This window comes from Macrococcus sp. CoH-51_TC_04 (genome assembly GCF_058188655.1).
Map to the genome: position 1 here is coordinate 534,013 of NZ_JBVGOY010000001.1, position 26,805 is coordinate 560,817.

At 37.3% G+C, this 26,805-nt stretch carries 27 protein-coding genes, 1 pseudogene and 1 other annotated feature; all 28 genes and pseudogenes read right to left on the reverse strand.

Annotation, left to right across the window (positions count from 1 at the left end; genetic code table 11):
- Positions 1-153: 153 nt before the first annotated feature.
- Positions 154-999, reverse strand: coding sequence for an N-acetylmuramoyl-L-alanine amidase family protein (locus ACZ2V4_RS02800; RefSeq protein ID WP_219492297.1), 846 nt, complete (start codon positions 997-999; stop codon positions 154-156).
- A complete protein-coding gene (gene dtd / locus ACZ2V4_RS02805; RefSeq protein WP_419895000.1) occupies positions 996-1,448 on the reverse strand; it encodes a D-aminoacyl-tRNA deacylase in 453 nt (150 codons plus the stop codon). The genes ACZ2V4_RS02800 and dtd overlap by 4 nt, the downstream gene beginning before the upstream one ends.
- A gap of 8 nt (positions 1,449-1,456) precedes the next feature.
- Entirely contained in the window at positions 1,457-3,649 is a 2,193-nt protein-coding gene (locus ACZ2V4_RS02810; protein WP_219492301.1) for a RelA/SpoT family protein, read from the reverse strand.
- Positions 3,650-3,753: 104 nt separating this feature from the next.
- Positions 3,754-4,275, reverse strand: coding sequence for an adenine phosphoribosyltransferase (locus ACZ2V4_RS02815; RefSeq protein WP_219492305.1), 522 nt, complete (start codon positions 4,273-4,275; stop codon positions 3,754-3,756).
- A gap of 10 nt (positions 4,276-4,285) precedes the next feature.
- Positions 4,286-6,553 (reverse strand): single-stranded-DNA-specific exonuclease RecJ, encoded by a 2,268-nt coding sequence (gene recJ / locus ACZ2V4_RS02820; protein WP_490514489.1) that lies wholly within the window; start codon positions 6,551-6,553, stop codon positions 4,286-4,288.
- A 21-nt stretch (positions 6,554-6,574) separates the two neighbouring features.
- Positions 6,575-7,690, reverse strand: coding sequence for an amidohydrolase (locus ACZ2V4_RS02825; protein ID WP_420496063.1), 1,116 nt, complete (start codon positions 7,688-7,690; stop codon positions 6,575-6,577).
- Positions 7,683-8,798: a mandelate racemase/muconate lactonizing enzyme family protein gene (locus ACZ2V4_RS02830; protein WP_420493796.1), complete on the reverse strand. Its 1,116-nt coding sequence runs from the start codon at positions 8,796-8,798 to the stop codon at positions 7,683-7,685. Before ACZ2V4_RS02830 ends, ACZ2V4_RS02825 begins: the two co-directional genes overlap by 8 nt.
- A gap of 150 nt (positions 8,799-8,948) precedes the next feature.
- Positions 8,949-11,240 carry a protein translocase subunit SecDF gene (gene secDF / locus ACZ2V4_RS02835; protein WP_219492317.1) on the reverse strand — a complete coding sequence of 764 codons (2,292 nt, stop codon included), beginning with the start codon at positions 11,238-11,240 and terminating at the stop codon, positions 8,949-8,951.
- Between the two features lie 63 nt (positions 11,241-11,303).
- Positions 11,304-11,582 carry a preprotein translocase subunit YajC gene (gene yajC / locus ACZ2V4_RS02840; RefSeq protein WP_219492320.1) on the reverse strand — a complete coding sequence of 93 codons (279 nt, stop codon included), beginning with the start codon at positions 11,580-11,582 and terminating at the stop codon, positions 11,304-11,306.
- An 11-nt stretch (positions 11,583-11,593) separates the two neighbouring features.
- Entirely contained in the window at positions 11,594-12,733 is a 1,140-nt protein-coding gene (gene tgt / locus ACZ2V4_RS02845; protein WP_490514482.1) for a tRNA guanosine(34) transglycosylase Tgt, read from the reverse strand.
- 11 nt (positions 12,734-12,744) lie between these two features.
- Positions 12,745-13,767 (reverse strand): tRNA preQ1(34) S-adenosylmethionine ribosyltransferase-isomerase QueA, encoded by a 1,023-nt coding sequence (queA, locus tag ACZ2V4_RS02850; RefSeq protein ID WP_283721917.1) that lies wholly within the window; start codon positions 13,765-13,767, stop codon positions 12,745-12,747.
- A 2-nt stretch (positions 13,768-13,769) separates the two neighbouring features.
- On the reverse strand, positions 13,770-14,783 hold the full coding sequence (gene ruvB, locus ACZ2V4_RS02855) for a Holliday junction branch migration DNA helicase RuvB (RefSeq protein WP_219492326.1): 1,014 nt from the start codon (positions 14,781-14,783) through the stop codon (positions 13,770-13,772).
- A 15-nt stretch (positions 14,784-14,798) separates the two neighbouring features.
- Positions 14,799-15,380, reverse strand: a complete 582-nt coding sequence (ruvA, locus tag ACZ2V4_RS02860) for a Holliday junction branch migration protein RuvA (RefSeq protein WP_490514483.1) — start codon at positions 15,378-15,380, stop codon at positions 14,799-14,801.
- Positions 15,381-15,388: 8 nt separating this feature from the next.
- Entirely contained in the window at positions 15,389-15,835 is a 447-nt protein-coding gene (locus ACZ2V4_RS02865; protein WP_219492331.1) for an ACT domain-containing protein, read from the reverse strand.
- 12 nt (positions 15,836-15,847) lie between these two features.
- Positions 15,848-17,137 (reverse strand): GTPase ObgE, encoded by a 1,290-nt coding sequence (obgE, locus tag ACZ2V4_RS02870; RefSeq protein WP_219492333.1) that lies wholly within the window; start codon positions 17,135-17,137, stop codon positions 15,848-15,850.
- The gene (locus ACZ2V4_RS02875) at positions 17,138-17,626 is read right to left on the reverse strand and encodes a Spo0B domain-containing protein (protein WP_219492335.1); all 489 of its coding nucleotides are present in this window, start codon (positions 17,624-17,626) and stop codon (positions 17,138-17,140) included.
- Between the two features lie 176 nt (positions 17,627-17,802).
- Positions 17,803-18,087: a 50S ribosomal protein L27 gene (gene rpmA, locus ACZ2V4_RS02880; protein ID WP_041636048.1), complete on the reverse strand. Its 285-nt coding sequence runs from the start codon at positions 18,085-18,087 to the stop codon at positions 17,803-17,805.
- 10 nt (positions 18,088-18,097) lie between these two features.
- Entirely contained in the window at positions 18,098-18,418 is a 321-nt protein-coding gene (locus ACZ2V4_RS02885; RefSeq protein ID WP_012657189.1) for a ribosomal-processing cysteine protease Prp, read from the reverse strand.
- Entirely contained in the window at positions 18,418-18,726 is a 309-nt protein-coding gene (gene rplU, locus ACZ2V4_RS02890; RefSeq protein WP_012657190.1) for a 50S ribosomal protein L21, read from the reverse strand. The genes ACZ2V4_RS02885 and rplU overlap by 1 nt, the downstream gene beginning before the upstream one ends.
- Before the next feature lie 13 nt (positions 18,727-18,739).
- Positions 18,740-18,811 (reverse strand) — a sequence feature (ribosomal protein L21 leader region).
- 51 nt (positions 18,812-18,862) lie between these two features.
- Complete coding sequence (gene mreD, locus ACZ2V4_RS02895; RefSeq protein WP_419895006.1) at positions 18,863-19,366, reverse strand: rod shape-determining protein MreD; 504 nt, start codon at positions 19,364-19,366, stop codon at positions 18,863-18,865.
- Positions 19,366-20,229: a rod shape-determining protein MreC gene (mreC, locus tag ACZ2V4_RS02900; protein WP_419895007.1), complete on the reverse strand. Its 864-nt coding sequence runs from the start codon at positions 20,227-20,229 to the stop codon at positions 19,366-19,368. Before mreC ends, mreD begins: the two co-directional genes overlap by 1 nt.
- 29 nt (positions 20,230-20,258) lie before the next feature.
- Entirely contained in the window at positions 20,259-21,398 is a 1,140-nt protein-coding gene (nagZ, locus tag ACZ2V4_RS02905) for a beta-N-acetylhexosaminidase (RefSeq protein ID WP_490514484.1), read from the reverse strand.
- A gap of 151 nt (positions 21,399-21,549) precedes the next feature.
- Positions 21,550-21,960: a DUF4930 family protein gene (locus ACZ2V4_RS02910; protein WP_219492346.1), complete on the reverse strand. Its 411-nt coding sequence runs from the start codon at positions 21,958-21,960 to the stop codon at positions 21,550-21,552.
- A gap of 9 nt (positions 21,961-21,969) precedes the next feature.
- Complete coding sequence (locus ACZ2V4_RS02915; RefSeq protein WP_490514485.1) at positions 21,970-22,530, reverse strand: GNAT family N-acetyltransferase; 561 nt, start codon at positions 22,528-22,530, stop codon at positions 21,970-21,972.
- The gene (locus ACZ2V4_RS02920) at positions 22,496-24,229 is read right to left on the reverse strand and encodes an ABC transporter ATP-binding protein (protein ID WP_490514486.1); all 1,734 of its coding nucleotides are present in this window, start codon (positions 24,227-24,229) and stop codon (positions 22,496-22,498) included. Before ACZ2V4_RS02920 ends, ACZ2V4_RS02915 begins: the two co-directional genes overlap by 35 nt.
- Positions 24,226-25,965 carry an ABC transporter ATP-binding protein gene (locus ACZ2V4_RS02925; RefSeq protein WP_419895009.1) on the reverse strand — a complete coding sequence of 580 codons (1,740 nt, stop codon included), beginning with the start codon at positions 25,963-25,965 and terminating at the stop codon, positions 24,226-24,228. The genes ACZ2V4_RS02920 and ACZ2V4_RS02925 overlap by 4 nt, the downstream gene beginning before the upstream one ends.
- A 266-nt stretch (positions 25,966-26,231) precedes the next feature.
- Positions 26,232-26,594: a hypothetical protein gene (locus tag ACZ2V4_RS02930; RefSeq protein WP_120785706.1), complete on the reverse strand. Its 363-nt coding sequence runs from the start codon at positions 26,592-26,594 to the stop codon at positions 26,232-26,234.
- Positions 26,594-26,722: pseudogene (locus ACZ2V4_RS02935) on the reverse strand (JAB domain-containing protein); the annotation flags it as partial. The pseudogene ACZ2V4_RS02935 and the gene ACZ2V4_RS02930, both read right to left, overlap by 1 nt.
- Positions 26,723-26,805: the final 83 nt, after the last annotated feature.

Consider the following 26,805-nt stretch of genomic DNA (forward strand, 5'->3'; position numbering starts at 1 on the left):
CCTTGCTTATTGTTCACATTGTCATCATTAATCATCTACTTTCAGCAGCTGTAGATGTCTCTTTAAATAATCAATAACAATATATAAGCTCATAACGGTTGATATGGAATTAATATTAGGTTTATATTACTAATTTAACTGTTTAAAGTCAAGTTAATAAGAAAAGTAATTTCTAAGACCGTCTACTATACTCGTCGTCGTAATCTGACGGTATATTTGGTCGTTCATCATATGTTCATCAGTAGGATTACTTATATATCCAAGTTCTAGCAATACTGCCGGCTGCTTCGTCTGACGTATGACCTGAAAGTTCTCCTGCCTTACACCACGATCAGATAATAACGCTTTTTTCTTAATCGCCATATGCAATGTATCAGCGAGCATTTTTTGTGAGTCTCTATAATAATAGACCGTCAGACCATGTGGTGCTGAACCTTCCAAAGCATCTGCATGAATACTTAAAAATGCATCAGCCTTTCCTTTACGGTCATTCAGCTTAACGTATTCATCAGTTGCGCGCGTCATAATTACATTCGCACCTTCATCCTGTAACTTATCCCTCAGCATGAGACCGGTCTTTAAGGTGATTTCCTTTTCCTTTGTACCATTTCTACTTGATGCACCTTGGTCTGCACCACCATGTCCTGCATCTATGATGATGGTCTTATTTTTTAAAGGGTGTTCCTGATGAACGTGGTCACGTTTAATATTTAAATTCGTGTGCCAACCTGCAATCCATCCTTTTTTCTCATCATTTTGAACGAAGAACCATTTTTTATCCTGCTTCAATATTTTGAAGGACTCACCTTTTTCAACTTTGAAGATTTCAGGATACATCGCACTCGGACCAGTTCTCAGTGAATTGTCTTCAACTAATGACAAACGTTTTGGGTTTTCCTGCTTTGCAATGAAAGCAAACATAATAAGCACAATTAATACCAACAAAGAAAGTGCCAGTAATAGTTTCAATGCTTTTGTCGTCAGTTTTATCTTCGTCATACTAACTTACCATCTTTACTCTCATACATGATGGTAACGGGTCCTTCATTTATCAGTGCAATATCCATCATTTCACCAAAACATCCCTGCACAACCGTCATCCCTTTATTTTTAAGCTGCATATTAAAATAATGGTATAACTGCTCTGCTTTTCGTGGCTGCATAGCTTTAGTAAAGCTTGGACGATTTCCTTTTTTTACATCTGCATACAGTGTAAACTGAGAAATCGACAAAATTTCTCCGTCGATATCCTGAACAGATAAGTTCATCTTACCGCCAGCATCTTCGAAGATTCTAGATTTCACAATTTTATCTGCCAATACATCTGCATCACGTTCTATGCTCTCTTCATGAATACCGACAAGTAGCAGCAACCCTTTTTGAACCGATCCGTAATAATCACCACTCTTCACGGAAGCTTCTTTCACTCTTTGTACTAAAACTCTCATACAACACCTCAGTTTAATGTTCTTGTTACTGTATAGATATCACCAAGCTGCTTAATCTTATCTACGACTTTCATTAATTCTGATACATTTCTAACCATGATACTGATATTGATTTTCGCATTCTTATCAACATCAGATTTACCAGAAACTTGAACGAGTGATACTTTCGTCGCATTTATAGCCTGCAGCACTTCATTAATAAGTCCGAGACGGTCGTAAGCTGTTATCTCGAGGTCAACTTGATACGTCTTATTCTCAGAAGAGGAAACAACCCACTCTACGTCGATTAAACGCTCCGTTTCATTTACAACATTAGGGCATTCCGTGCGATGAACTTTTACGCCATGACCTTTAGTAATGTAGCCGATAATCTCATCCCCAGGAATTGGGTTACAGCATTTTGAAAGCTTTATCAGCATGTTATCCATACCTTCGACATATACACCTGACTCTGTCTGGATATTACCCTTCACGCTTAACTGTTTATTTACTTCCTGAACTTGATTGAGCTTCAGTTCCTTCTCTTTAATTCTTTGTTTCTCTGAAAGCTTATTAAAAACAGCTGATGCAGTTAACCCACCAAAACCAATTGCCGCATATACATCCTCAACACTTTGAAAATTATACTTTTCCACGACGGCCTGAATATTTTCTGCCGTCATAATCTCTTCAACTTGATAACCATTTTCTTTAATTTCAGCTTCTATCATAAATCGACCTTTTTCAACATTGCTAGAACGGTCTTGTTTCTTAAAGAAACTCTTTATCTTACTTTTTGCACTTGCACTTTTAACAATTTTCAGCCAGTCACGACTTGGGCCATAAGAATGTTTTGATGTTCTAATCTCTATAATATCTCCCGTCGATAATTCATAATCAATCGGTACAATCTTACCATTTACCTTTGCGCCAATCATCTTGTTGCCGACTTCACTGTGTACAGCATATGCAAAGTCGATCGGCACTGCACCAATCGGAAGCTCAACAACATCTGATTCTGGGGTAAACACATATACTTTATCACTTTGAAGCTCGTACTTTAATGATTCCATAAAAGCTTCCGCATCTGGTGAAGTAGAATCTGTTTCTTCAATTTCCTGCATCCAGCTCATCTTGCTTAAACTTTTCGCTTCATCTGGGTTAACTAATGACTTTCCTTCTTTATATGCCCAGTGCGCAGCAACCCCATGCTCAGCAATTTCATGCATTTCATGTGTTCGAATCTGGATTTCAAGCGGATCGCCATTCGGTCCTACGACTGTTGTATGAAGTGATTGATACATATTGGGTTTCGGCATCGCGATATAGTCCTTAAAACGACCAGGCATCGGTTTCCATAATGTATGTACAAGTCCAAGAACCGCATAACAATCTTTAATACTATCAACAATAATGCGGATTGCTAATAAATCAAATATCTGATCAAACTGCTTCTTCTGTTTAACCATCTTTCTATAAATGCTGTATATATGTTTCGGTCTCCCTGTGATTTCACCATCAATACCTGTAATCTGCATCTCTTTTTGAATATTGTCGATGGCATTCTCTATATAAGATTCACGTTCACTACGTTTCTTTTTCATAAGATGAACAATTCTAAAATACTGGATACTATCAATATATCTCAGTGAAATATCTTCAAGCTCCCATTTTATCGTATTGATACCAAGACGGTGGGCCAGAGGGGCATAGATTTCTAGCGTTTCTTTTGCGATACGCACCTGCTTTTCGTGGGGCATCGCTTTTAATGTACGCATATTATGTAGTCTATCTGCGAGTTTTACGAGAATAACACGGACATCTTTTGCAATTGCAATAAATAGTTTACGATGATTTTCTGCCTGCTCCTCAGCTTTAGAACGGTACTTTACTTTTTCGAGCTTCGTCACCCCATCAACGATATAGGCAACCTCTTCATTGAACATCTGCTTCAGATCTTCATATGTATAAGGCGTATCCTCAACGACATCGTGCAGGAACCCTGCAACGATTGTAGGTCCGTCTAATTTCATTTCGGCAAGTATACCTGCGACCTGGATAGGATGCATGATATAAGGAAGTCCATTTTTACGAAATTGACCTTCATGTGCCTTTTCTGCCAGCTCATAACTTTTTACTACAAACTGATAATCTTTCTCTGACAAATAGCTTCTTGTCATCTCAAGCACATCATCTTTAGTGTATGGATATTCGTTATTCATCCTATCACCTCCTAAGCTATAATGTATTAATAATACTACAATCTATATATAAAATAAATAATATAAAAAAAGAATAAGTACATACTTATCCTTTTTAAACATAATTATTCTTCTTCATACGCAACGAGCGAAATCACATCATATCCTTTTAACTTGTCCATACCGTTCAAGTATTTAAGATCGATGATAAATGCAATCCCTGCAACGATACCACCAAGAGATTCAACTAGCTTGATTGTCGCTTCAATTGTTCCACCTGTAGCAAGTAGATCATCTGTTATTAGTACACGCTGACCCGGTTTTATTGCATCTTTATGCATTGTAAGTACATTCGTGCCATATTCAAGTTCATATTCATAGCTAATGACTTCACGGGGAAGTTTTCCTTTTTTGCGGACAGGTGCAAAGCCAATATTCATCGCATAGGCAACCGGACAGCCAATAATAAATCCACGCGCTTCAGGACCTACAACGATATCAACTTGTTTTTCTTTTGCATATTCCACAATCTGATCCGTTGCATATTTATATGCCGTACCGTTATCCATGATTGTTGTAATATCTTTGAAATTTACGCCTGGTTTTGGCCAGTCTTTAACCTGAGTAATATATTGCTTTAGATCCATAATATGCCTCCTAGGACAATGAGTTATTCGATAAGATAAATTGTTTTAATTCATCGAATGATGAAAACAATAGCTTACTTTCTAATTTTAACTGATTTAATCGTGCTTGATAAGTACTTGAGCTCGATAAATCGACCTTTTTATCAACTTCCTGCTTTTTTATAAGTTGACCTTCTTTAATAATAAGGCCAAGTTCATGATACACATCCAGCATAAACAACAAAGTATCCGGTGACACATTTATTGTCTGTAGTAAATAACTGCCTTCTTTTTCCAGATCAATCTCTGGCTTTATCATGATACATTTATATAGCAGCTTAAATTTTTCTGCTGTCGGCATACCTTCAAAATATAATTGTCTTGGTGTGTGAAATATAAAATAGATTAATGTCGCATCCACACTGTTATACGTATCTAAAAACTTTTCTTCACTATCCGGAAGATCACGGAAGATAACTTTGTCATAACCCGATATCGTTTCGCCATAGTGAAAATAATGTTCATTTAATTTATTTTTACGTGGATGAATAATCAATGCAGCACGCTCGTCCTTTAAAAACTTGTATGAATTTGGGTGTACATTTCTAAAATCAATCATCTGCATAGCGTCCTGCTTTATATGACGCACAATCATCTGAGGCTGAACGTTACCATTCCATTCGTTCAGCTGCAGCGTACCTGCCAATTTCACTTGACTGCCTACTGGAAGTTCTGACATTCTTGCCCCTTCATTCCACATAAGTGCATTCAGGGTGTTTTGAACAGTCATCTTTAGATGTGCCTGGTTCTGCCCAATCTGCTTCACATCTGTTAGTTCAGCATTCATTAATGAGAGTAACGGCGCACTGAAGTCTGTTCCGAACGGTCGGAGTTTATCCATATCATTAATATTCTTCACTGTAATATCTGACATTTCAATAGCAGCATCAATTTCTATTTCCTGAATGATTTCACCATGAATACGTGTATCTAAATAGTCATTCAAAGTTTTTTCGAGCTGTTCAATATTTTCAATGGGCAATGTCATCCCTGCTGCCATATGATGTCCACCAAATTTAGTAATAAGATTTCTCGATGCATCAAGACTGTCATACATCGATACTTGCGCAATACTTCTTGCAGAGCCTTTCGCGTAGCCATTATCATAATCAATGTTCAATACGATTGCGGGTAAATGATACTGCTCCGTAATTCTACTTGCGACAATACCAAGTACACCTTCGTTCCAGCCTTCCTTCGCAACAACGATAAAACGATTGCCCTTCGCAATTTTTTCTTCAACATCTATCAATGCTTGTTCAGTAATTGAGCTTACAATCTCCTTACGTTCAATATTGAACTGATCGACTTGTTCGCTCATCCATTCTGCTTCATCTTCATTATCTATCTGCAGTAATTCGCATGCTAATCGTGCATCATCTAATCTACCGACTGCATTCAGTCTCGGACCTATAATAAATCCGACTGTTTCTTCTGTGATTTCACCATTAAAAGCCGCTTGCTTAAGTAATGCCTTCAAGCCCATCGGTGTATGCACATTTAAGGCTTTAAGTCCACGCTTTACGAGCGCTCGATTCTCACCCGTCAATGATACAAGATCACTGATTGTACCAATCGCAACAAATCCAAGTAAGTGCTCATTCATCTGTTCGTTTAATGCACATGCAAGCTTATAGCTCACCCCAACACCTGCAAGATGATGAAAGGGATAGCTGCCATCTGGATGCATCGGATGCAGAATTGCATAAGCATCTGGAAGCGTCTGACCAATCTCATGATGATCTGTAATAATTACATCTATCCCTAGTTCGTTCACAATATTTACTTCATGATGACCTTGTATCCCGTTATCAACCGTAATGATTAAAGATACACCCGCATCACTCGCTTCACGAAAAGCCTGCTCATTTGGTCCGTAGCCTTCTGTAAAACGATTCGGAATGTACCAGCCTACGTTTGCACCGATAGACTTCAAGCTATCAACGAGAACAGTGACGCTCGTCACACCATCTGCATCATAGTCTCCATAAACGAGTATCATTTCGTTATTATCTATTGCGGTTTGAATACGCTTAACCGCCTTACTCATGTCATGCATAGCAAATGGATCATGAATGTCATCTGCTGCAAAAATATCATGTAATGCTGCGTCCGTCACAATATGACGAGATTCTAATATTTTCTTATTAATTTCAGTGATGTGATATTTTTTAATTAACGCTGCAGGAATTGTATCTACAGGTTGTTTGACTGTCCATACAGTTTTATCCACAACAATCCCCCTATATAAGTTTGCCTATTATTTATCGATATCTAATAAAAGTTGATAAAATATTTCTATCGCATCAAAGATGACTGATTTATCCAGATTCATATCAGGATGATGCAATCCATGTTCCATATTACACCCAATCCCTAGCATTGTCGACTTGATATCCGGCAGTGCATACGTATAGTTATGGAAATCTTCTGCACCTGGAGTATAGATGGTATCAACATATTCAAATCTTTTGCTTTTTATCGCTTTTTTCAGAAGTTCCTTCGCATCTGGATCTATTTGTGCAGCTACTGTATAACCGTCAATTCTAGTATTGATCAATACATCTTGTTCAGCATATTGAACTTTACTATCATCAAGTATCTTATTAAAAACTGCGATCAGTTCATCCATCGTATCATTATAATTGGCTCTAATATCAAAAGTTACGCTTACGTGCCCAGGAATGGAATTATCTTGTCCGTTCATCGTATTAATCTTTGTCATCTTAATAGAATAATTACGGTTACTTCCCATGTTGATACGCTTTATATGTTCATATATCTCCATTACGATATCAATACTGTTAATTGATTCCCACGGTCGTCCCGCATGCCCTGCTTTAGTAATTACATCCATATAGATTGTACCACTTGCACCATGCTGTATACTTGCAGAAAACTGACCTTTTTTAAGTTCATTTAAAGGACGTACATGCATACCAAATAAATAGTGTACATGTTCGAGAGCTCCTTGTTCATGTTCCACAACATACTTCGCGCCTTCTCCTAGTTCTTCAGCAGGCTGAAAAATAAACTTTAACGTATGTTTCGGTTTATAGTTCATCTCTTTTAGCTTTAAGATGAAGCCTGTTAATATCGTCATATGAACATCATGTCCACATGCATGCAGCACTTTCAATTCATTATTTAAACGGTATGGAAGCGCATCGATATCCGTACGAAATGCAATTGCATCTTTAATCTTACCATCAATTTGCAGCAAAAAACCGGTTTTGTTGAAGCGTTCAATGGCGTAGTCCTTTAAATACGTGGTTAAATACTCTGTCGTCTTCTGTTCCTTCCAGCTTACTTCTGCAATACTGTTCAATTCTGTATTAATTTCTTGTATTTCATTTTTAAAGGTGGTGCTATTCATTTATTTCACTCATTTCGAATTGTCGTGTCGTTATTGCATTTAAACTTTGCTGATCTATTTCTATTCCAAGTCCTGGTGCCTCACTTAAGTAGACATATGGAATTTCATATTTTAAATTTCCGATTTCCTTACTGAATAACAGGGGTCCTGTCAGTTCAGTAGACTGTACATTATGATGGCTCATTGCAACATGATACCCCGCAGCACTGCCGATAGAAGATTCGACCATAGAACCTATTTGGCACGGAATATCATGTGCCTCAGCGTAATTAATAATATGAACTGCTGCTTTTATACCCCCACACTTCATTAATTTAACGTTGATTAAATCTGTATTAATATTAAGTTGTACAAGCTGCTTAACATTTAATATACTCTCATCAACCATCAACGGTACTTTCATATGGTCATATAAGTAATTTAGCCCTTCAATTTCCTTATAACTTAACGGTTGTTCTATCCACATTAAATTCGGATAATCTAATTGATTGACCATTTGTGCAACACGTTTCGGCGAAGACCACGCCTGATTACAATCGACACGAACTTCAATCGATTCGTCTACATAATCCAGAATCTGTTCTAACTTTCTGCAGTCCGATACCACATCTCCACCAAGCTTGACTTTAATAACATTGTATCCCTGTCCTATTAAAACATCGATATCATCCTTTAGTTGTTCAAATGGTTTAACGCTTAACACTTTTGCATATGATAGTCTGTCTTTCGTTTTACCACCTAGTAATTCATATAATGGGAGTCCAGCCTTCTTCCCAAGAATATCATGTAATGCAATATCTACAGCTGCTTTTATTGAAGGGTTATGAATGATTAAGTCATCTAATCTATTCAGTATCGCATTAATGTTCAGCGGATTTCTGTTAATCAATGCTGGTGCAATGACATGCTGCATAATTTCAAAAGCTGCATTCACATGTTCCCCATTTACATGTTCATCAGGTACAGCTTCACCATATCCTGTAATGCCTTCGTCTGTTTCTATTGCTAAAATAAATGCCGGCATATAAGGATACGTAGCATAATTAATAACGAATGGTTCTTTTAACGGCAATTCAATTTGATAACCTGTTATCTTAGTTATTTTCAAGTTCATCCCCCTTTGACTTTACTATTTATCATATCATTTTTTACACAAAAATAGAAAACAGGATATACGCATTTATTTATTTAACAAAGCCCGGGGAACTGTAGTTGTATACAGTTCCCCGGGCTTAGTTTGCCGATCAATAGTCAGCTATTAGACGTAGATTTTTTCTTCGTTCGGTTTCTTCTCTTCATAAACAATAAGTTTGCCGTTTGATTTTTTCAGTTGTTGTTTCTTTAGCATTCCCCAAAGTGGTACTGCAATAAAGACTGAACTGAAGACGCCTGAAATTAATCCGACAAGCAATGCAACCGAGAAGTTAAAGATACTTGTTGCACCGAGTAACATTAATGCGATAACTACGATTAATACTGTCAACACCGTATTGATTGAACGCGTCATCGTCTGACGAATCGAACTGTTTACGATATGATCGATTTGTTCTGGTGTTGTGATAACTTTAATCTTATGTAGATTCTCACGGACACGGTCAAATGTAACGATCGTATCGTTAATTGAATAACCTATAATGGTCAGAACTGCTGCAATGAATGTAACGTCTACTTCCAGGCGGAATATAGTGAAGAATGCAATGATTAAAAATGCATCATGTAATAAAGATAATACGGATGTCAGTCCCATACGCCATTCAAAACGGAATGTAACGTAGATGATGATTCCTATTGAAGCGATAATCACGGATTTAATCGCATTTTTCGCTAATTCTTTACCAATTTCACTTGATACCGTGTTTACGTTTGGCTCATGTCCATATTTTTTAGAGAATGTTGATTTTAAATCATTGATTTGTTCCTTCGTTAACGGATCTTTATATTGTACAGATGCCATTTTTGGATTTTCAGCATTTACGACAACATTTTCACTTGGCATCTTTAACGTTTCTAGCTCTTTTTTAAGTCCATCTTCTTTTAATACTTGTTCACTTTTAATGTCTACACGTGAACCACTCTTAAAGTCGATACCTAAATTTAATCCCATCATCGTAACAATGATACTTCCAATGATAATTGATGCTAATGATAAGCCTAGCAATGGTTTTGCTAACTTCACAAAATCAATACGTTCCCAGGCTGATTTTAAATCCTGAACATCCATACCTTCTGCAATATCATGACGATGCGCTCTGTTGACACCAAAGAATGAAAACTTATTGTCAAACATTCCGGAGTTTACAGCAAGTTTGAGTAAGAAACGTGATAAGAATACTTGCGTAACAAAGATCATTATTATACCAAGCAGTAACATCGTTGCAAACCCTTTTACACTACTCGTTCCAAGGAAGAATAGCACTAATGCAGCCAGTACAGTTGTCAAGTTGGCATCCAATATTGTTAAGAAAGATGAATTCGAGCCTTTTTTGAAGGCTTGTTTGATACTTCTTCCGATTCTAATTTCATCCTTAATACGTTCATACATTATGATATTTGCATCGACTGCCATACCTACACCTAGAACGAGCGCGGCAATGCCTGGTAATGTCAAAACACCTGAAATCAAATTAAAGGCGATCATCGTTAACCAGATGTAGACCGACAATGAAATTACGGCAATAGTTCCTGGTAATCTGTAATAGAGTATCATGAACAAGAAGATTAATCCGACACCAATTGCAGATGCCAGTACAGTATCATGTAGTGCATCCTGGCCAAACTGTGCACCAACAGATGTTGAATATACTTCTGTTAATTTCACTGGAAGTGAACCAGAATTTAATAGATCAGCAATTTGTTTTGCACGAATTAAACCATCTTCTCCATTAAATCCACCTGAAATTTCAACATTTTGGGAGTTGATTTCCTGTGATACACCTGCTGCACTCACATATTTTGGTTGTTTCCCCTGCTGTTCTTTTTTTGCTTCTTTCTCGTAGCTATCCTTACCTTCTTCAAAATCCATCCAGATAACCATTATATTTGGATCTTGTTGAGAGATTTTTCTAGTGATTTTAGCAAATTTTTCAGCTGATTTTAATTTTAAAGTAACAACAGGTGCATTGTTTGTCTGATCAAAGCTTTGCTTTGCACCGCCTTGAACAAGATCCTTACCGCTTAATAACAATTTGTCATTTGCATCACGAATTGTCAGATTGGCACTTGTCGATAATATCTTTCTCGCTTCATTCTGATTTTTAACGCCTGCTAACTGTACTCGAATTCTGTCTTTATTCTCAATCTGAATTTTAGGTTCGCTTACTCCAAGTACGTTAACACGAGATTCAAGGGTCTTGCTCGTGGCTTTAACAACTTCTGGTGTGATCTTATCTTCTTTTTCAAGTTTATCAACTTTATAAAGTACTTCAAAGCCACCTTGCAGATCTAAGCCGAGATTTACTTTATTCATAATGTCTTTTGCTGTTACACCCATTGTACTGAACAATAATATAGTCAGCAGCAAAAGGGCAACGATTCTGCTACGTTTCTTCACACTTTCACCTCTATAATCCTTTTGATGTAAAAAGTATACATCTAAATTCTGAAGGAATCAAAATTATTTATTAGATACTCCTTTTATCGCTTGTTTTTCGAATGTCATTTCAGTACCTTTATTATTGACGATTAAAGTAACAAATTGATTATCTACAGATTTAACAGTTCCTTGTAATCCTCCGATTGTAGCGACTTTATCTCCACGCTTTAAATTTCTGATCAGCTGCTGCTGTTCTTTCGTACGCTTTTGCTGGGGTTTAATCATAAAAAAGTAAGCAACTGCAAAAATTGCAACTAATGGTAATAAATTGATTAACAATGCTTGTGTTTCTGGGCTCATCTCTGTACCTCCTAAAAGTTTTTCGGATTTTCAACGTTTAATCCGTATTCTTCAAAAAATTCTTCCTTAAAATCTAATAAACGGTCATTTCGAATCGCTTCACGCACTTGTTCCATTAAATTAAGCAAGAAATGCAGATTATGAATTGTCGTTAAACGAATACCAAATGTTTCATCCGCCTTAATCAGATGGCGTAAATAGGCTTTCGTATAATTTTTGCATGTATAGCAGTCACATTTTTCATCTAACGGTGTGAAATCTCTTTCATATTTAGCATTTTTCACAACGACGCGTCCTTTAGATGTCATACATGTTCCGTTTCTTGCAATTCGTGTCGGCAATACACAGTCAAACATATCAATACCACGAATCGCACCTTCAATTAACGCATCCGGAGAACCAACGCCCATTAGATATCTTGGTTTATTAAATGGCATAAGTGGCGTCGTATGTTCAAGCATTCGGTACATTATTGGTTTTGGTTCACCTACAGACAGACCACCAATAGCATAACCCGGGAAGTCCATCGAAACAAGATCCTTTGCAGACTGTGTGCGTAAATCCTCATATTCTCCACCTTGAATAATACCAAATAGCGCTTGGTCCTGGGGACGCTGGTGCGCTTCTAAGCAACGTTCTGCCCAGCGTGAAGTTCTTTCGATACTCGCTTTAACGTATTCATAGGTTGCCGGCATCGGTGGACACTCATCAAAAGCCATCATAATATCTGAGCCAAGATCATTTTGAATATGCATTGCTTTTTCAGGGCTTAAAAATAATTTAGAACCATTCAGATGATGCCTGAAATGCACACCCTCTTCTTCAATCTTACGCATATCGCTTAAGCTGAATACCTGAAAACCGCCACTATCTGTAAGAATCGGGCCGTCCCAGTTCATAAACTTATGTAATCCTCCCGCCTCACGGATAACATCATTCCCAGGACGTAACCATAAATGATACGTATTACTTAAAATAATTTTTGCATTCATCGCTTTTAATTCTTCCGGGCTCATCGTCTTAACTGTAGCTTGCGTACCTACTGGCATAAACATCGGTGTTTCAAATGAACCGTGTGGTGTATGCACAATACCAAGGCGTGCGCCAGATTGCTTACAAGTTTTTATATGTTCATATGTTACTGCGTTCATAGTTCTCTCCTTTAATAGATAAACATTGCATCTCCGAAGCTGAAAAATCGATATTTTTCGTTCACAGCTTCATGATATGCATTCATTATAAATTCTTTCGTTGCAAGACTTGAAACAAGCATCACTAATGTTGACTTTGGGAGATGGAAATTTGTAATCATCGCATCCACTGCTTTAAACGAATAACCTGGATAAATAAAGATATCCGTCCAGCCACTCTGTGCTGTAAAATGACCGGAATCATCCACAATTGTCTCTAACGTACGTGTTGAGGTTGTACCTACTGTAATAATTCGGTTTCCACCATTACGTGTGTCATTTAATAGCTTTGCTGTTTCTTCGCTCATCTCGTAATATTCACTATGCATCTTATGACTTTCAACATCATCGACACTCACCGGACGAAATGTACCGAGACCTACATGCAGCGTGATATATGCGATATTAATACCTTTAGCTTTAATATCTTCAAGCAAAGATTCTGTAAAATGTAATCCTGCAGTAGGCGCAGCTGCACTTCCCGTAGCACGTGCATAGACTGTCTGATATCGGCTTTGGTCTTCTAATGTTTCTTTAATATAAGGGGGTAAAGGCATCAACCCAAGCTCATCCAGACGCTCCTGAAGTATCCCATCATAGCTCAGCTGCATAATTCGGCCGCCCTGATCAAGTTCCTCCACGCAAGTTGCAATAATCTTACCCTCACCGAATGATATGCGCGTTCCAATCGTAACACGCTTTGCCGGCTTGATCAGAACTTCCCAGCCGTTATCATGTTCTGTCAGCATCAGCATTTCAATCTTCGCACCTGTATCTTCCTTTAAACCGAACAATCGTGCTGGCATAACCTTCGTATCATTCAGTACTAAAGTATCTCCTGCATTCAAGTAATCGATTATCGATCTAAAGTTTGTATGCTTGATTTCACCGGTATGCTTATTCAGTGTAAGGAGTCGACTTGCTGTACGGTCTTGTAATGGTGTCTGAGCAATAAGAGACTCCGGTAAGTTAAAATCGAATTCATTTACATCCACAATTATTTCCTCTTTTCATTAACGTATGGCACATTCAGATGTTCATAGGCATGTACAGTTGCAACACGCCCTCGTGCAGTTCTTTCTAGTAAGCCTTTTTGAATCAAGTAAGGTTCATAAACATCTTCTAAAGTTATGCGTTCTTCTCCTATGGAGACTGCAATCGTATCTAATCCTACTGGTCCACCATTGTAACGTTCGATGATGGCACGTAAAATCTTGTGATCGATATGGTCAAGTCCATATTGATCCACTTGTAATAGGTTCAATGCATGCGTCGTCATTTCAATATCAATTAGTCCATTATTTCTAACTTGTGCAAAATCTCTTACACGCTTTAACAGTCGATTCGCTATTCTTGGAGTACCTCGACTTCTTAGCGCAATTTCCTGTACAGATTGTGCATCTATTGAAACCTCAAACACATCTGCTGTTCTTGACACAATATGGGACAAGTCTTTTATCTCATAGTAATCCAATCTCAGATGGACGCCAAATCGATCCCTAAGCGGTGCTGACAAACTTCCTGCCCGCGTAGTGGCTCCAACAAGCGTAAATGGAGGAAGATCGATTCTGATACTTCGCGCTTCCTCTCCTTTTCCAACTACAATATCTAAGCAGAAATCTTCCATCGCAGGATAGAGTACTTCTTCTACAACACGTGATATTCTATGAATTTCATCAATGAACAAAACGTCACCCGCATTTAAGCTCGACAAGATTGCTGCTAAATCTCCTGGTCTTTCAATTGAAGGACCAGATGTAATTTTGATATTGACATCGAGTTCATGCGCAATAATATTCGCGAGCGTCGTCTTACCTAATCCTGGCGGCCCATAGAGTAGTACATGATCAAGCGCTTCATTTCTGAGCTTTGCAGCTTGAATAAAAACATCAAGATTCTCCTTTATCTTATGCTGTCCAATATATTGGGAAAGTCGCTCTGGTCTAAGAGAGAGTTCTTCTTCAACTTCATCATGATCAATTAAATTGTTATCAACGATTCTATCGTCCAAAATAACACATCCTTTTTATGACACAAACATCTGCAATCCTTGCTTTACATACTCATCCACACTACTAAACTGTTTTTTCTTGAGCTCTTTTTCAATCTTAGAAATCTCTCGCTTTGAATATCCTAATGCTTCAAATGCAAGCAATGCTTCGTTTAATAGTGTATCATTTACTTCTTTAAATAATTCACTTTCATCCGCAATCGTCAATTTACCTTTTAAATCTAGAATGATTTGTCTTGCCGTCTTCTTCCCTATTCCTGGGAATTTAATTAAATAACTTTCACTCTCCGACTCAATTGCTCTAATAATCTCTTGAGAAGTACTTGTAGCTAATATTGCAAGCGCTGATTTTGGTCCAATTCCTGTTACTTTATTCAAAGCGTTAAACATCGCTTTCTCTTCCTCATCTTTAAAACCATAGAGTAACTGTGCATCTTCTCTTACAACAAGCTGTGTATGAAGTGTAATCATCTGATTTAACTGATGATTAAACCGGTAAGGGTTCGGAGTTAGACATTCATATCCTATCCCACTCACTTCAATTACAAGATGCGTTGGCAGTACTGTTATTACTTTACCTTTTAAATATGCGTACATAGTTCCTCCTATAAGCTCATTCCAAGGAGCTTTACATCATTAACATGCTCTATCGAACCAATTGCTTCAATAAGTTCGTTAATTGTCATGTCGATATTTGTAGCATTCAATGAAATCGTAATGGTCGTCTTCTCTTTAATCGGAATGGTCTGATGTATCGTTAATACTGACCCATTCTGTAACGCAATAAAGGATAGTATCTTACTTAAAAGTCCGACCTTATCATCCACTTGTACCATTATCGTCAAATTCTTCTCACGCGCCTTTTCATCAACCGGGAAGATCGTATCCTTATATTTATAATAAGCGCTTCGTGATAAATCATGTTTTTTAACGGCATCAAAGATAGATAGTTTAGGATTCTTATCGAGTAGATCCTTGATCAATAGTGTCTTCTTTACAGATTCAGGCAGTACATCTTCACGTATTAAATAAAATTTCTTTTGTGTCGTCATTAAATACACCTTCTATTCAATAAATTCAAATTCACCACGCAGAATACGTACTGTATCTCCATTTTTTGCCCCACGTTCACGCAGTGCATCATCGATACCCATCGTACGCATTTGTCTAGCAAAACGGCGCACCGACGCATCTCTTGTGAAGTCTGTCATCTTGAACAGACGTTCTATCGAGTTACCGCTTACGACATATGCACCGTCGTCATCACGCGTAATTTCAAAATGATCCACTGATTTCTCATGTTTATACATGACACGATGAACTGCACTCGCTTCTTCATCTAGATCATAATCGATATCTTTCGTTTCATCTAATATATCGGCGGTTTTATATAGTAATGTATCAATATTTTGATACGTTGCCGCACTCAGTTCGATGATTTCAACGTCTTCTTCCAATTTAGATTTAAATTCCTGTAAATATTCCTCAGCATTTGGCATATCCATCTTGTTCGCTACAATAATTTGAGGACGACGCGCAAGCTTTTCATTATATTGCTTCAATTCTTTGTTTATCGTTGTATAGTCTTCAAATGGATCACGACCATCCGTACGTCCCATATCGATCATGTGGATAATAACACGCGTACGCTCAACATGTTTAAGAAACTGATGTCCAAGCCCAACACCTTCTGATGCTCCTTCTATTAACCCTGGAAGATCCGCCATCACAAAACTACGTTGATCTTTCGTCTGAACTACACCAAGATTTGGTTTAATCGTAGTAAAGTGATAGGCACCGATCTTAGGCTTTGCTTTAGAAACAATCGATAGTAAAGTAGATTTACCTACACTTGGATACCCAACGAGGCCAACATCTGCCAGTAACTTTAATTCGAGTGAAACTTCTATTTCCTCACCCGGTTCACCATTCTCACAGAAGTCAGGTGCAGGGTTACTTGCAGATGCGAAGCGGGAATTTCCTCGTCCACCACGACCGCCACGTGCAACTACTGCACGCTGTTCATGTGTCACCAAATCTGCAATAATTTCACCCGTCTCTGCATTTTTGATAACTGTGCCAGGCGGAACTTTTAACACTAGATCTTTCGCTCCGCGACCATGCATATTGCTCGACTGTCCATTTTCACCTTGTTCCGCTTTAAACATACGTTGAAATCTGAAATCAAGCAGTGTTCTGAGACCCTCATCTACTTCAAATACAATTGAGGCACCCTTTCCACCATCTCCACCTGATGGTCCACCGAGTGGAACATATTTTTCACGACGATAAGCAACGATTCCGTTACCACCATCTCCTGCTTTTAAATTAATCTTTACCTGATCTATAAACATTTAGACACCTCTTTTATTTATTTCATATTCATATTCTACTAAATTCTGATTCATTTCAGTTATTGCCGGATGTATCGCTTTATCCATAATCCTCCCTGTTAAAACAAATAACAGTTCAAATGCAGCTTCAGTTTCAAAGATACTGATCGTTATCAGTCCCTTTTCTTCAATACGATGTCCGGCATCTGCAAACACATCATTAAATATTGACGAAACACGCCTATCATATAAGCCAATTGCACTTGATAGCGTACCTATTTCAAATGCGAAGTCAAATTTATGCTGTTCTATTTTGTATCGTATGTAACAATCAATCGTCTGATTTAATGGCAACTTTAAAAAGTCTTGTTCATCTTTAAATGACATGACAACGCTTTGTATAAGTCTATCTCTTTTCTCATGTTCCCCGAGCTGTGTATATGTATCTATCAACTGCAATTGGTTTGCAAAATCATGTTTCATCTTAAAGTATATATCTCGGCGATTCATTTCCTCACCTCTTATATAGTATAACATGGAATAACACTTTGTATACGTCAGACGAACACTATTATGTGTGATAAAAAAAGGACAGCATACAAAATCATTGAGGATTTTGTACATGTCCGGTATTAAATAAAATGAAAAAGGACTTGAGACAACTGTCCCAAGTCCCACGATTCACATTATTTCGCTTCAGCGTATACTGATACTTTCTTTTTGTCGCGTCCGAAACGTTCGAATTTAACAACGCCATCAATTTTAGCGTAAAGCGTATCATCTCCACCACGACCTACGTTCTCACCAGCAAAAATTTTAGTACCGCGTTGACGGTATAAAATTGAACCACCAGTTACGAATTGACCGTCAGCACGTTTAGCACCTAAACGTTTTGATTCAGAGTCACGACCGTTACGTGTAGAACCTACCCCTTTTTTCGATGCGAAGAATTGTAAGTTTAATTTTAACATGAGTTACACCTCACTTATAATTTAATTTTATATACTGTCCGTATTCAGCTTCAATTGTCTGTAGCGACACGAGCATTGACTGTATGATCAGTTGCGCTTCCTTATTATTAAGGTCTACAACTCTAGCAGTAAAATAACCGCCATCATCTGCATAATCAATATCGGGTCTTTCATCTGTCAAACCCATAACTGCATTCATACTACCAAATACAACTGCTGATGCGCCCGCACACACAAGATCCTGCCCATGAGGTGCGCTATCCGCATGGCCTTCCATAGTAAACTCAGTTACTTGTCCATCTTCATTGACCAAGACGGTAACATTAATCATTACGCGTTAATCGCTTCAATAACTAATTTTGTGTAAGGTTGACGATGACCTTGTTTACGTTTGTAGTTTTTCTTTGGTTTGTATTTGAATACAGTGATTTTTTTACCGCGACCGTGTTTTTCAACCTTCGCTGTAACAGTAGCACCTTCAACTACAGGTGAACCAACTTTAACTGTTTCTCCACCAACCATTAATACTTGATCAAACGTGAATGTTGAACCTTCTTCTGCGTTTAATTTCTCAACCCAGATTTCTTGACCTTGCTCAACTTTTAATTGTTTTCCACCAGTTTCAATAATTGCAAACATACTTGCACCTCCTATTATTTATAAGTCACGCCATCTTTAGGTGGATCACTCACTTAAACCTAAAGTTGTGCGGTTGTATGTAGCTTGAAACTACTCAACTTCAATATGATATCATCAGAATTGTAAATAGTCAATTTTAAATTGTATATTTATCTAATATTTTAAGAAGTATCGGAAACACAATGATAATAAACAGGAAATTAATAAGTAATGTCGGAATTAAATGCGCGAAAACAAATCCAAAACCACCTGTTGTGGCCAGCCCGAGTACTTTAACTGTTATAAACTTAAAGCTTTCGAATAACAATACAAATAACAGCAATAAAGCAATCATCATCTTTAAGTCTTTATAAAAAACTTTAAAGAGCTGGTCCATCAGCAACACTGCAATAATAAATCCAAATGTATAGAGCCCGTATATATTGCCAATGTAAATGTCACATAGAATACCAAATAAAATGGCTAAGATCAGTGCAATTTTCGGATTCTTATATACCGTTAGTATCAGCAAGTATATTAATACGAGGTGGGGTATAAAGTAGAGCTCATATCCAAAGAAGTTTATAGGCATAAATGTCGTTATTAAATTATTTATAAGTAACAGCAACAATCCGATAGCAGGAAAAATAATGATTTGCATTACTCTCCACTTCCTTCAAGCGTAACAGCTTTGGGACTTTTCTTCGCGATATATACTTGGGAAAGACCTTTTAAATCTGCGGAAGTTTCAACATACGCAATCTGGCTAAGACCATACTCATCATTTTCTACTTTTTTAACTTTCCCTATAAGAATTCCTTTAGGAAACTGACCTCCAAGTCCACTTGTCACAACTCTCGTTCCAACTTTAACTTTAACGTTATTATCAATGTCAGAAATTACCAGCAAGTTCTTCTTATCATCAAAATGGTCTACCATACCGAAGATTTCTTCAGCACCCTGCTGAAGCGTGACACTAATTTTACTTGCTTTAACATTTGAAGTAATCATTTCCACTTGTGATGAGTAGCTATTTACTTTCTTTAGTCGACCGACCAATCCTTCAGTCGTAATTACAGCCATATTCTCTTTGAAACCGGAAGATTTCCCTTTATTAATGATCATCGTATTCATCCACTGATCATGATTTCTACTGATGACAGTTGAAATTTCAGGCTCATAGATGGAAATACTTTCTGTCTTTAAGGCATGACGTAATTCTTGGTTCTCTTTATCAAGCCTATAGTTATCAGCTTCCACCTGCTCAAACCCCTTTATCTTTTGTTTGAGCTTCTTATTTTCTTCATTAGCATTCCACATATGTATTACATTGCTGAAGTTCGATGTTACAAACATAGCAGGATAGGATACAATACGCTGACCAGCTGCAACGGTATCTCCAGCAAATGCTTCTGCTGTAGAAGTTGCGCGCTCTTTTAAAGATACACCGACTAATACGATAAAGACAATCAGCCCGAATAAAATAAAGACCAGTTTATTTCTTTTGTAGAAATTAGGCAACATTAACACCTCATTATAGAATATTCAATATATTATAAGATACCATATTTAAGCTTTAATCTGATTATTTTTTCATTATTTTCATCAATTATTTTTTTATCTATATTGCCGTTTTCAACATTCGATTTAACATATTGAATCAGTGTATCAACATCTACAGCATCACTTCCGATGAGCATGATTGTCTCACCTGACTGAAGCCCACGAACAACTGCCTCATTCAAAGAATAGCGATTACTGATTGCACCCATATTTAGATCATCTGAAATGATAACGCCTTTATACCCGAGCCTTTTCTTTAATATATTTGTCACAATTTCTTTACTGATAGATGCCGGGTAGTTACTATCGATGCTCGGAAATGAAATATGGCTGACCATTATCATATCGATGCCATCATCAATATGTCGTTTAAATGGAAGCAGTTCGAACTTCATAAGCTCATCAAGTGATTTATTGCTCACAGGTAGTGTCACGTGACTATCTGCAACCGTATCTCCATGCCCTGGAAAGTGTTTGCCACTCGTAATGATTCCGCTATCGTTTATGCCTCGACGAAACGAACGACTCATGTCCGACACTGTATTTGCATCGTGACCAAAACTTCTGTCTCCAATTACTTTATTCACTGGATTGCTCCAAATATCCAGTACAGGTGCAAAGTCCAGATTAAATCCCATACGTTTCACATTTTCTCCAATATATCTCCCCTGCTGATATGCATACTGTTTATCATGCGATAAACCTATTGTGTAGGCGGATTCAATATTTTGTATAGAAGCTGGCAATCGATTCACTCTGCCGCCTTCTTGATCTATTCCGATAAACATCGGTATGTCAGTGGCATTGTGAAAGATATCCCGATTCAGTTGCGTTACTTGAGATTCATTCACTATATTTCTCTTAAACAAAATAACACCACCAATTTTGCGAGCAGAGTATCTTTTTAAGGCTGCATTATAATCCGTACCGTTAAAGCCCAGCACGAGCTGTTGCGCTATCTTTTCTTCAAGTGTCATTGAACTTGCGTAATAAGTGGTCAGATCAACATGTGATAACTTCTGTATTTCAACGATAGGATGTTGTACTTTAGCTATTTTATGATTATTGCATGCAGTTAATATTAAAAAGACAGGAATAAGTAGAATTAAAATAAAGTGATTGTGTTTCATATATTCTCCTAGTTCATAGTGTGGGACTTATGAATGATAACATTCTAAGTTATATTTCAAGTTGTTTATAAAAAAACAAGAACTATACAGAAAATAACATACATTTTCTATGCATAGTTCAAGTTATATTATTGGTGTATTTATCATACCATTAATAGGCTGAAATATCCTTTAATTCAATTCTTTGACTGCGTTTTGTTAATGCTTGATCCAGCGCATACTCATCAGCATAAACTTGTACTTGCTGTTCCCCAAATCGATAGAGAATATAATCATTACCACGCTTACCAGCCAGATATTCATCGTTATACCCCATTAAACTTAAACCTGAAACTGCCATAAACTCCTGCTTGTCCATGAAATTAAATGCATTTTTAACTTGAGATAAAGGAATATTTCTAAATAATGCATTATCTTCGAGGTTGTATGTGACTGCTTCTCTTTCATTCTCTGGTTGATTCGGATTATTTGCAAACGGATTGAGCTGTATAATTAAATATATCATGATACATACAGTCACAATCAGTGTTAATTTTATTATTGCTTTCAAAAACTTAAACATTCGGACCCCCTACCTTCTTACATAACTATAATGTAAAACAGGGATAGCTTCATCCGTCTTAAGATGGAAATCACGGGACATTACGTAAAATTTCGTGAGTACTCCATCTTCAATCATCGATATTTCCTTATTAAATTCAAATCCAATGCGATGGTATAAATAGATCGCTCTCGTGTTAAATGATGCAACAGTGAGTCTGAAATGACAGACATCTTGATACGCATGATAAAAGTGCATGATCATCTTAATAAAGGCCCTGCCATACCCTTGACCGATAAATTTTGGATTCAGCGCGAAACCAAAGTCTATCTCATACAAATTTGTCGACATAAAATCGACTTGGGCGCTATCACCGTCACAAAAAAAACCAAATATATCATCGTCCTTATATACAACATAATAATGTCCATGCAAAAATTCCTGAATAGCGCTTTGTTCGCCATTCAGGTTATAGTGTGCATATGCCTCTCCAAAATTCCATAGACTGATTGCCTGTGCACTGTCTTCATCCATATCCCTAATAATAAGCATCTCATTACCTACCTGACTGTAATGCATACATTTTAGCATATTGACCTCGAAGTGCAATTAATTCTTCATGTGTGCCATGCTCAATAATCTCACCCTTATCCAGCACGATAATCTGATCTGCATTCTTAATTGTAGACAGTCGATGTGCGATAACAAATGTTGTACGTCCACTCTTTAATACATCCATCGCCTGCTGAATCATCGCTTCAGTTTCTGAATCTATGCTAGCTGTTGCTTCATCGAGAATCAGTATTTTTGGATCAAATGCAAGTGCACGTGCAAATGAAATTAACTGACGCTGTCCGCTCGATAAAGTGGCACCACGTTCTACAACTTCAGTATCAATCCCTGCCTCAAGCGACTGCAGTACGCGGTGACCGCCTACGCGCATTAAGGCATGCTCTGCAGTTTGGCGTGATATACTTTCATCACCTAAAGTAATGTTGCTTAGAATTGTACCTGTATATAAGTATGGATCCTGTAAGACGATACCCATACGACTTCTCATAGAAGCTTTTGTCACCGACTTCGTATCTACTCCATCGATTAGAATCTGCCCTTTTGTTGGGTCATAAAACCTAAAGAGCAGATTCATAATGGAGCTTTTACCAGAACCTGTATGACCGACTAAACCAACTGTCTCTCCAGGTGCTGCCTGGATATTAATATTTTTAAGGACAAGTTCATCTTTTTTATAGCCAAACGATACATCTTGAAACTTCACTTCTCCACGTGTTATCACCAGTTCGTCCTGCTCAATGATTTCTGGCGTTTCATCCATCATTTCAAACACACGATTGCTTGATACACGTGCTTGTTCCAATACGCTTAGCTGATTAACGATATTGAACATTGGATTAAATAATCGCGTCAAATAATCTACAAGAATATACATCATTCCTGCTGTTAATGTCGCTTCATTCGATAAGAATGACTGACCAAATATATAGATCATGATTAAAAACACCGCAGAACGTAAAATTCCCATCAAATTATGACTTGTTAATGAATCTAGCTTAATAATTCGTTCATAGTTCTTTAAATACTCTTTATTCAGCTCTTCGTATTCCTGCTGTATCTTCGCTTCTTGATTGAAAGCCTGAATAATCGCCATCCCATTGATCGATTCATTCAGCATCGCATTCATATCACTGTTTCGTTCACGAACGATATGATTATATTTATCGGAAACCTTACGATAGATCAACAGCCAGAAAAACAATAATGGTACAACAATCAATGCCAGCAGTCCTACTTTTGCATTAAAATAGAATATGACAATAATAATCCCTAAGATATTTGCAAAACCTGCGATATATGTCGGAAGCATCACTGTGAAAAGTTCAAGAATCGTCTGAGTATCATTCGTAATTCTTGCAACAACTTTTCCAGCAGGCAAGTTATCAAAGTATTTTATCGGTAATTTCTGAATATGTTCAAACAAGTTTGTTCGTAGATGTTTTATAACATTCGAACCCGCTGTCTGAAAGGCAATTGTCTGATAATAACTCATAATTGCATAGATTAAAGCAATAAGGAAATATAATCCAAGCAGCTGAAATATAGGCTGCATATTGATTATTTCACCGGCATCCTTGATATGATGATCGATAATATACATTCCTATTATCGGACCTGATAATTCAGTAACGACTGCAAAGAAAAGAATGATAAAACCTGCGATAAATAATTTCTTTTCTTTTACTGCTTCATGATAGAGACGTTTCGTCGTACTCATGACGACTCACCTCCTAGTTGTTGTCGATTAAACTGTTCTTTATACCATCCATCCTGTGCAATTAGTTCATCATGTGTACCTTCTTGTACAATGATTCCTTCAGAGAGCACGACAATATGATCGGCATGCTGTACAGCAGAAAGTCTATGCGTGGAAATAATGGTTGTCTTGCCTTTACGTGAAGATTCTATATTCTCGATAATCGCTGTTTCCGTCTTTGCATCTACAGCACTTAAAGAATCATCAAGTATAAGAATATCTGGATTTTTAATCATCGCACGTGCAATCGAGATACGCTGTTTTTGACCTCCAGATATCGCTATCCCTTTTTCTCCTACCAATGTATCCAGACCAGATGGCAGTCTTTTGATATCTTCATCAAAGTTTGCAAGGCGTATAGCTTCAGCGATCTCTTCCTCGGTCGCATCGTCTTTACCAAACTTAATATTTTCTCGAATTGTCCTTGAGAATAAGATATTTTCCTGGGATACGTAACCAATTTTATCTCTTACTTCTTTTTTTGTTAGTCGATCCAGAGCAACATTTCCTAAAGTTATCTCACCTCGTCCAAGTGGATATTCTTTTAGTATCTGCTTAATTAATGTCGTCTTTCCGCTTCCAGTCGGACCAACAATCCCTAAAGTATCTCCCGAGTCCAGGTGGATCGAAACATTCGACAGATTGACTGTTTCGCTCGATGGATATTGGAACGTCACAGCTTCAAATGCAACATTATGGTCGTCAGGTACAACGTGGTCAACCGGTTCCAGTAAGGCATCCTGAGCATCTAACGTTTCCATTACACGATCCAATGATGCATTGCCACGCTGCATAATATTAAAGAGCATGCCGATTGCAAACATTGGCCATACAAGCATATTCAAATAGACGTTAAATGATATTAATGCACCGACCGTAATTTCACCTTGATTGACCAGAAAGCTTCCATACCCTAGCGCAATCATAAAACTTAAAGCCGTAATAATAATAGTTAGAGGCTTGAATAACGCATCAAGTTTCTCTACGTGGATAAATTTATTTACTACATCTGTGGTCATATGACGGAAACGTTCGTTTAAATTTTCTTCCTGAGCAAACGCTTTCGATACCCTAACTCCTTCTATAGACTCAAGTACACTGTCATTCATTTCACCGAATGCATCTTGACTCACTGTATAGCGTTCATGAATCATCTTACCGAGTTTCTGCTCGATTATCGCTAAAAATGGAAGCGGTAATAATGCAGCTAACGTTAATTTCCAGGATACAAGGACTGCCATTGTTGCAATAATTGTAATCATGTAAGTCGTACTATCGACTAATGTCAATATTCCGAAACCAACAGTCATACGAATTGCACTTAAGTCATTTGTCGCTTTGGCCATCAAGTCTCCTGTTCTGTTTTTCTCATAGAATCCCGGACTCATCGTCAGAAACTTTGCCATCAACTTTCTGCGCATCATACTCTCAAGCAGTTGAGATCCATTAAAGAGTAGATAACGCCATAAGAAATTGATGATATAACTAAGGATAATCGTAATTAGGAAGACAAGCATTATCCAGTTAAACTTTGATGCGTTCAACGTCTTCAAGTTAACTGCATCTATCGTCTGACCAATTAACCATGGTGGAATGACTTCAATTACATTTGCTATTAACAAAACGATGATCGCAATAATATAACGTTTCTTCTCCTGTTTAAAAAACCAGCTTAACTTACTTAAAACATCAAACATATTCCATCTCCTTTCTCTTTAAACACAAAAAAGCACACACTCCCATAAAATGAAAGCATGTGCGCTTTTATATCTAGAGAGATCTCCCTGCAATCACATAAATTTATGCACTGCACGAGGAAAATATTGAATTTCTTGTCGTATCAATACAAAATGTATTAATTTGTTCATCTTATTTTCCTCCTTTCTCTATAAGTTATCTCCATCATAATTTAATCTTCTGAAAATTTCAATAGTTTATATGAATAAATTTCGAAAATCGAAGATTAATAATCTGCTAAATACAGTATTTGATATTTTTCTTTATCTATTGATATTAAGCGTTTTAAGTCTTTATGAAGCTGAGAGATGTGGCCGAAATATATCGCTTCGTATTCATATGAACCAAAGAACGGCCCTGTATAATACGGGAGTCTCATAGGTGCATCATCAGGACGAGACTGTATAGCTTTTACTGCGCTCAATAAATAAAGAAGGTCCTGAGAGGTCACTTCACATTGCCCAGGATTATCCAGCTGATATTTCTTATCAAAATATCCGTGCAATGCATTGAACTTTCTATAGTATGCAAGTTCTATACGTTCACGTGTTGCTTTATCTTCAACATAGAAATACATATCAAGTCCCATTAAAGTATCCCCTTTTCTTTTATACTGACATAATAACCATCTCCTATAATAATATGATCCAGTACGTCTATCCCGAAGATCTCTCCACATTTAATCAGACGTTTTGTAGCTTCTATATCCTCATAGCTCGGTTCTGGATCTTATCAAGAGTAAACTACTAAAAATCCATTATCATCAATACTTCTACTTTAAGGACATATGTTTAACGCAT

What these genes read in the sequence shown, in the direction of transcription:
- ACZ2V4_RS02800 (WP_219492297.1), bottom strand. Translation starts at nt 999, where the DNA reads ATGACGAAGATAAAACTGACGACAAAAGCATTGAAACTATTACTGGCA.
- dtd (WP_419895000.1), bottom strand. Translation starts at nt 1,448, where the DNA reads ATGAGAGTTTTAGTACAAAGAGTGAAAGAAGCTTCCGTGAAGAGTGGT.
- ACZ2V4_RS02810 (WP_219492301.1), bottom strand. Translation starts at nt 3,649, where the DNA reads ATGAATAACGAATATCCATACACTAAAGATGATGTGCTTGAGATGACA.
- ACZ2V4_RS02815 (WP_219492305.1), bottom strand. Translation starts at nt 4,275, where the DNA reads ATGGATCTAAAGCAATATATTACTCAGGTTAAAGACTGGCCAAAACCA.
- ACZ2V4_RS02825 (WP_420496063.1), bottom strand. Translation starts at nt 7,690, where the DNA reads ATGAATAGCACCACCTTTAAAAATGAAATACAAGAAATTAATACAGAA.
- yajC (WP_219492320.1), bottom strand. Translation starts at nt 11,582, where the DNA reads ATGAGCCCAGAAACACAAGCATTGTTAATCAATTTATTACCATTAGTT.
- tgt (WP_490514482.1), bottom strand. Translation starts at nt 12,733, where the DNA reads ATGAACGCAGTAACATATGAACATATAAAAACTTGTAAGCAATCTGGC.
- ruvA (WP_490514483.1), bottom strand. Translation starts at nt 15,380, where the DNA reads ATGTACGCATATTTAAAAGGTAAAGTAATAACAGTACTGCCAACGCAT.
- ACZ2V4_RS02865 (WP_219492331.1), bottom strand. Translation starts at nt 15,835, where the DNA reads ATGACGACACAAAAGAAATTTTATTTAATACGTGAAGATGTACTGCCT.
- obgE (WP_219492333.1), bottom strand. Translation starts at nt 17,137, where the DNA reads ATGTTTATAGATCAGGTAAAGATTAATTTAAAAGCAGGAGATGGTGGT.
- ACZ2V4_RS02875 (WP_219492335.1), bottom strand. Translation starts at nt 17,626, where the DNA reads ATGAATCGCCGAGATATATACTTTAAGATGAAACATGATTTTGCAAAC.
- rpmA (WP_041636048.1), bottom strand. Translation starts at nt 18,087, where the DNA reads ATGTTAAAATTAAACTTACAATTCTTCGCATCGAAAAAAGGGGTAGGT.
- ACZ2V4_RS02885 (WP_012657189.1), bottom strand. Translation starts at nt 18,418, where the DNA reads ATGATTAATGTTACCGTCTTGGTCAATGAAGATGGACAAGTAACTGAG.
- rplU (WP_012657190.1), bottom strand. Translation starts at nt 18,726, where the DNA reads ATGTTTGCAATTATTGAAACTGGTGGAAAACAATTAAAAGTTGAGCAA.
- mreD (WP_419895006.1), bottom strand. Translation starts at nt 19,366, where the DNA reads ATGCAAATCATTATTTTTCCTGCTATCGGATTGTTGCTGTTACTTATA.
- mreC (WP_419895007.1), bottom strand. Translation starts at nt 20,229, where the DNA reads ATGTTGCCTAATTTCTACAAAAGAAATAAACTGGTCTTTATTTTATTC.
- nagZ (WP_490514484.1), bottom strand. Translation starts at nt 21,398, where the DNA reads ATGAAACACAATCACTTTATTTTAATTCTACTTATTCCTGTCTTTTTA.
- ACZ2V4_RS02910 (WP_219492346.1), bottom strand. Translation starts at nt 21,960, where the DNA reads ATGTTTAAGTTTTTGAAAGCAATAATAAAATTAACACTGATTGTGACT.
- ACZ2V4_RS02915 (WP_490514485.1), bottom strand. Translation starts at nt 22,530, where the DNA reads ATGCTAAAATGTATGCATTACAGTCAGGTAGGTAATGAGATGCTTATT.
- ACZ2V4_RS02920 (WP_490514486.1), bottom strand. Translation starts at nt 24,229, where the DNA reads ATGAGTACGACGAAACGTCTCTATCATGAAGCAGTAAAAGAAAAGAAA.
- ACZ2V4_RS02925 (WP_419895009.1), bottom strand. Translation starts at nt 25,965, where the DNA reads ATGTTTGATGTTTTAAGTAAGTTAAGCTGGTTTTTTAAACAGGAGAAG.
- ACZ2V4_RS02930 (WP_120785706.1), bottom strand. Translation starts at nt 26,594, where the DNA reads ATGGGACTTGATATGTATTTCTATGTTGAAGATAAAGCAACACGTGAA.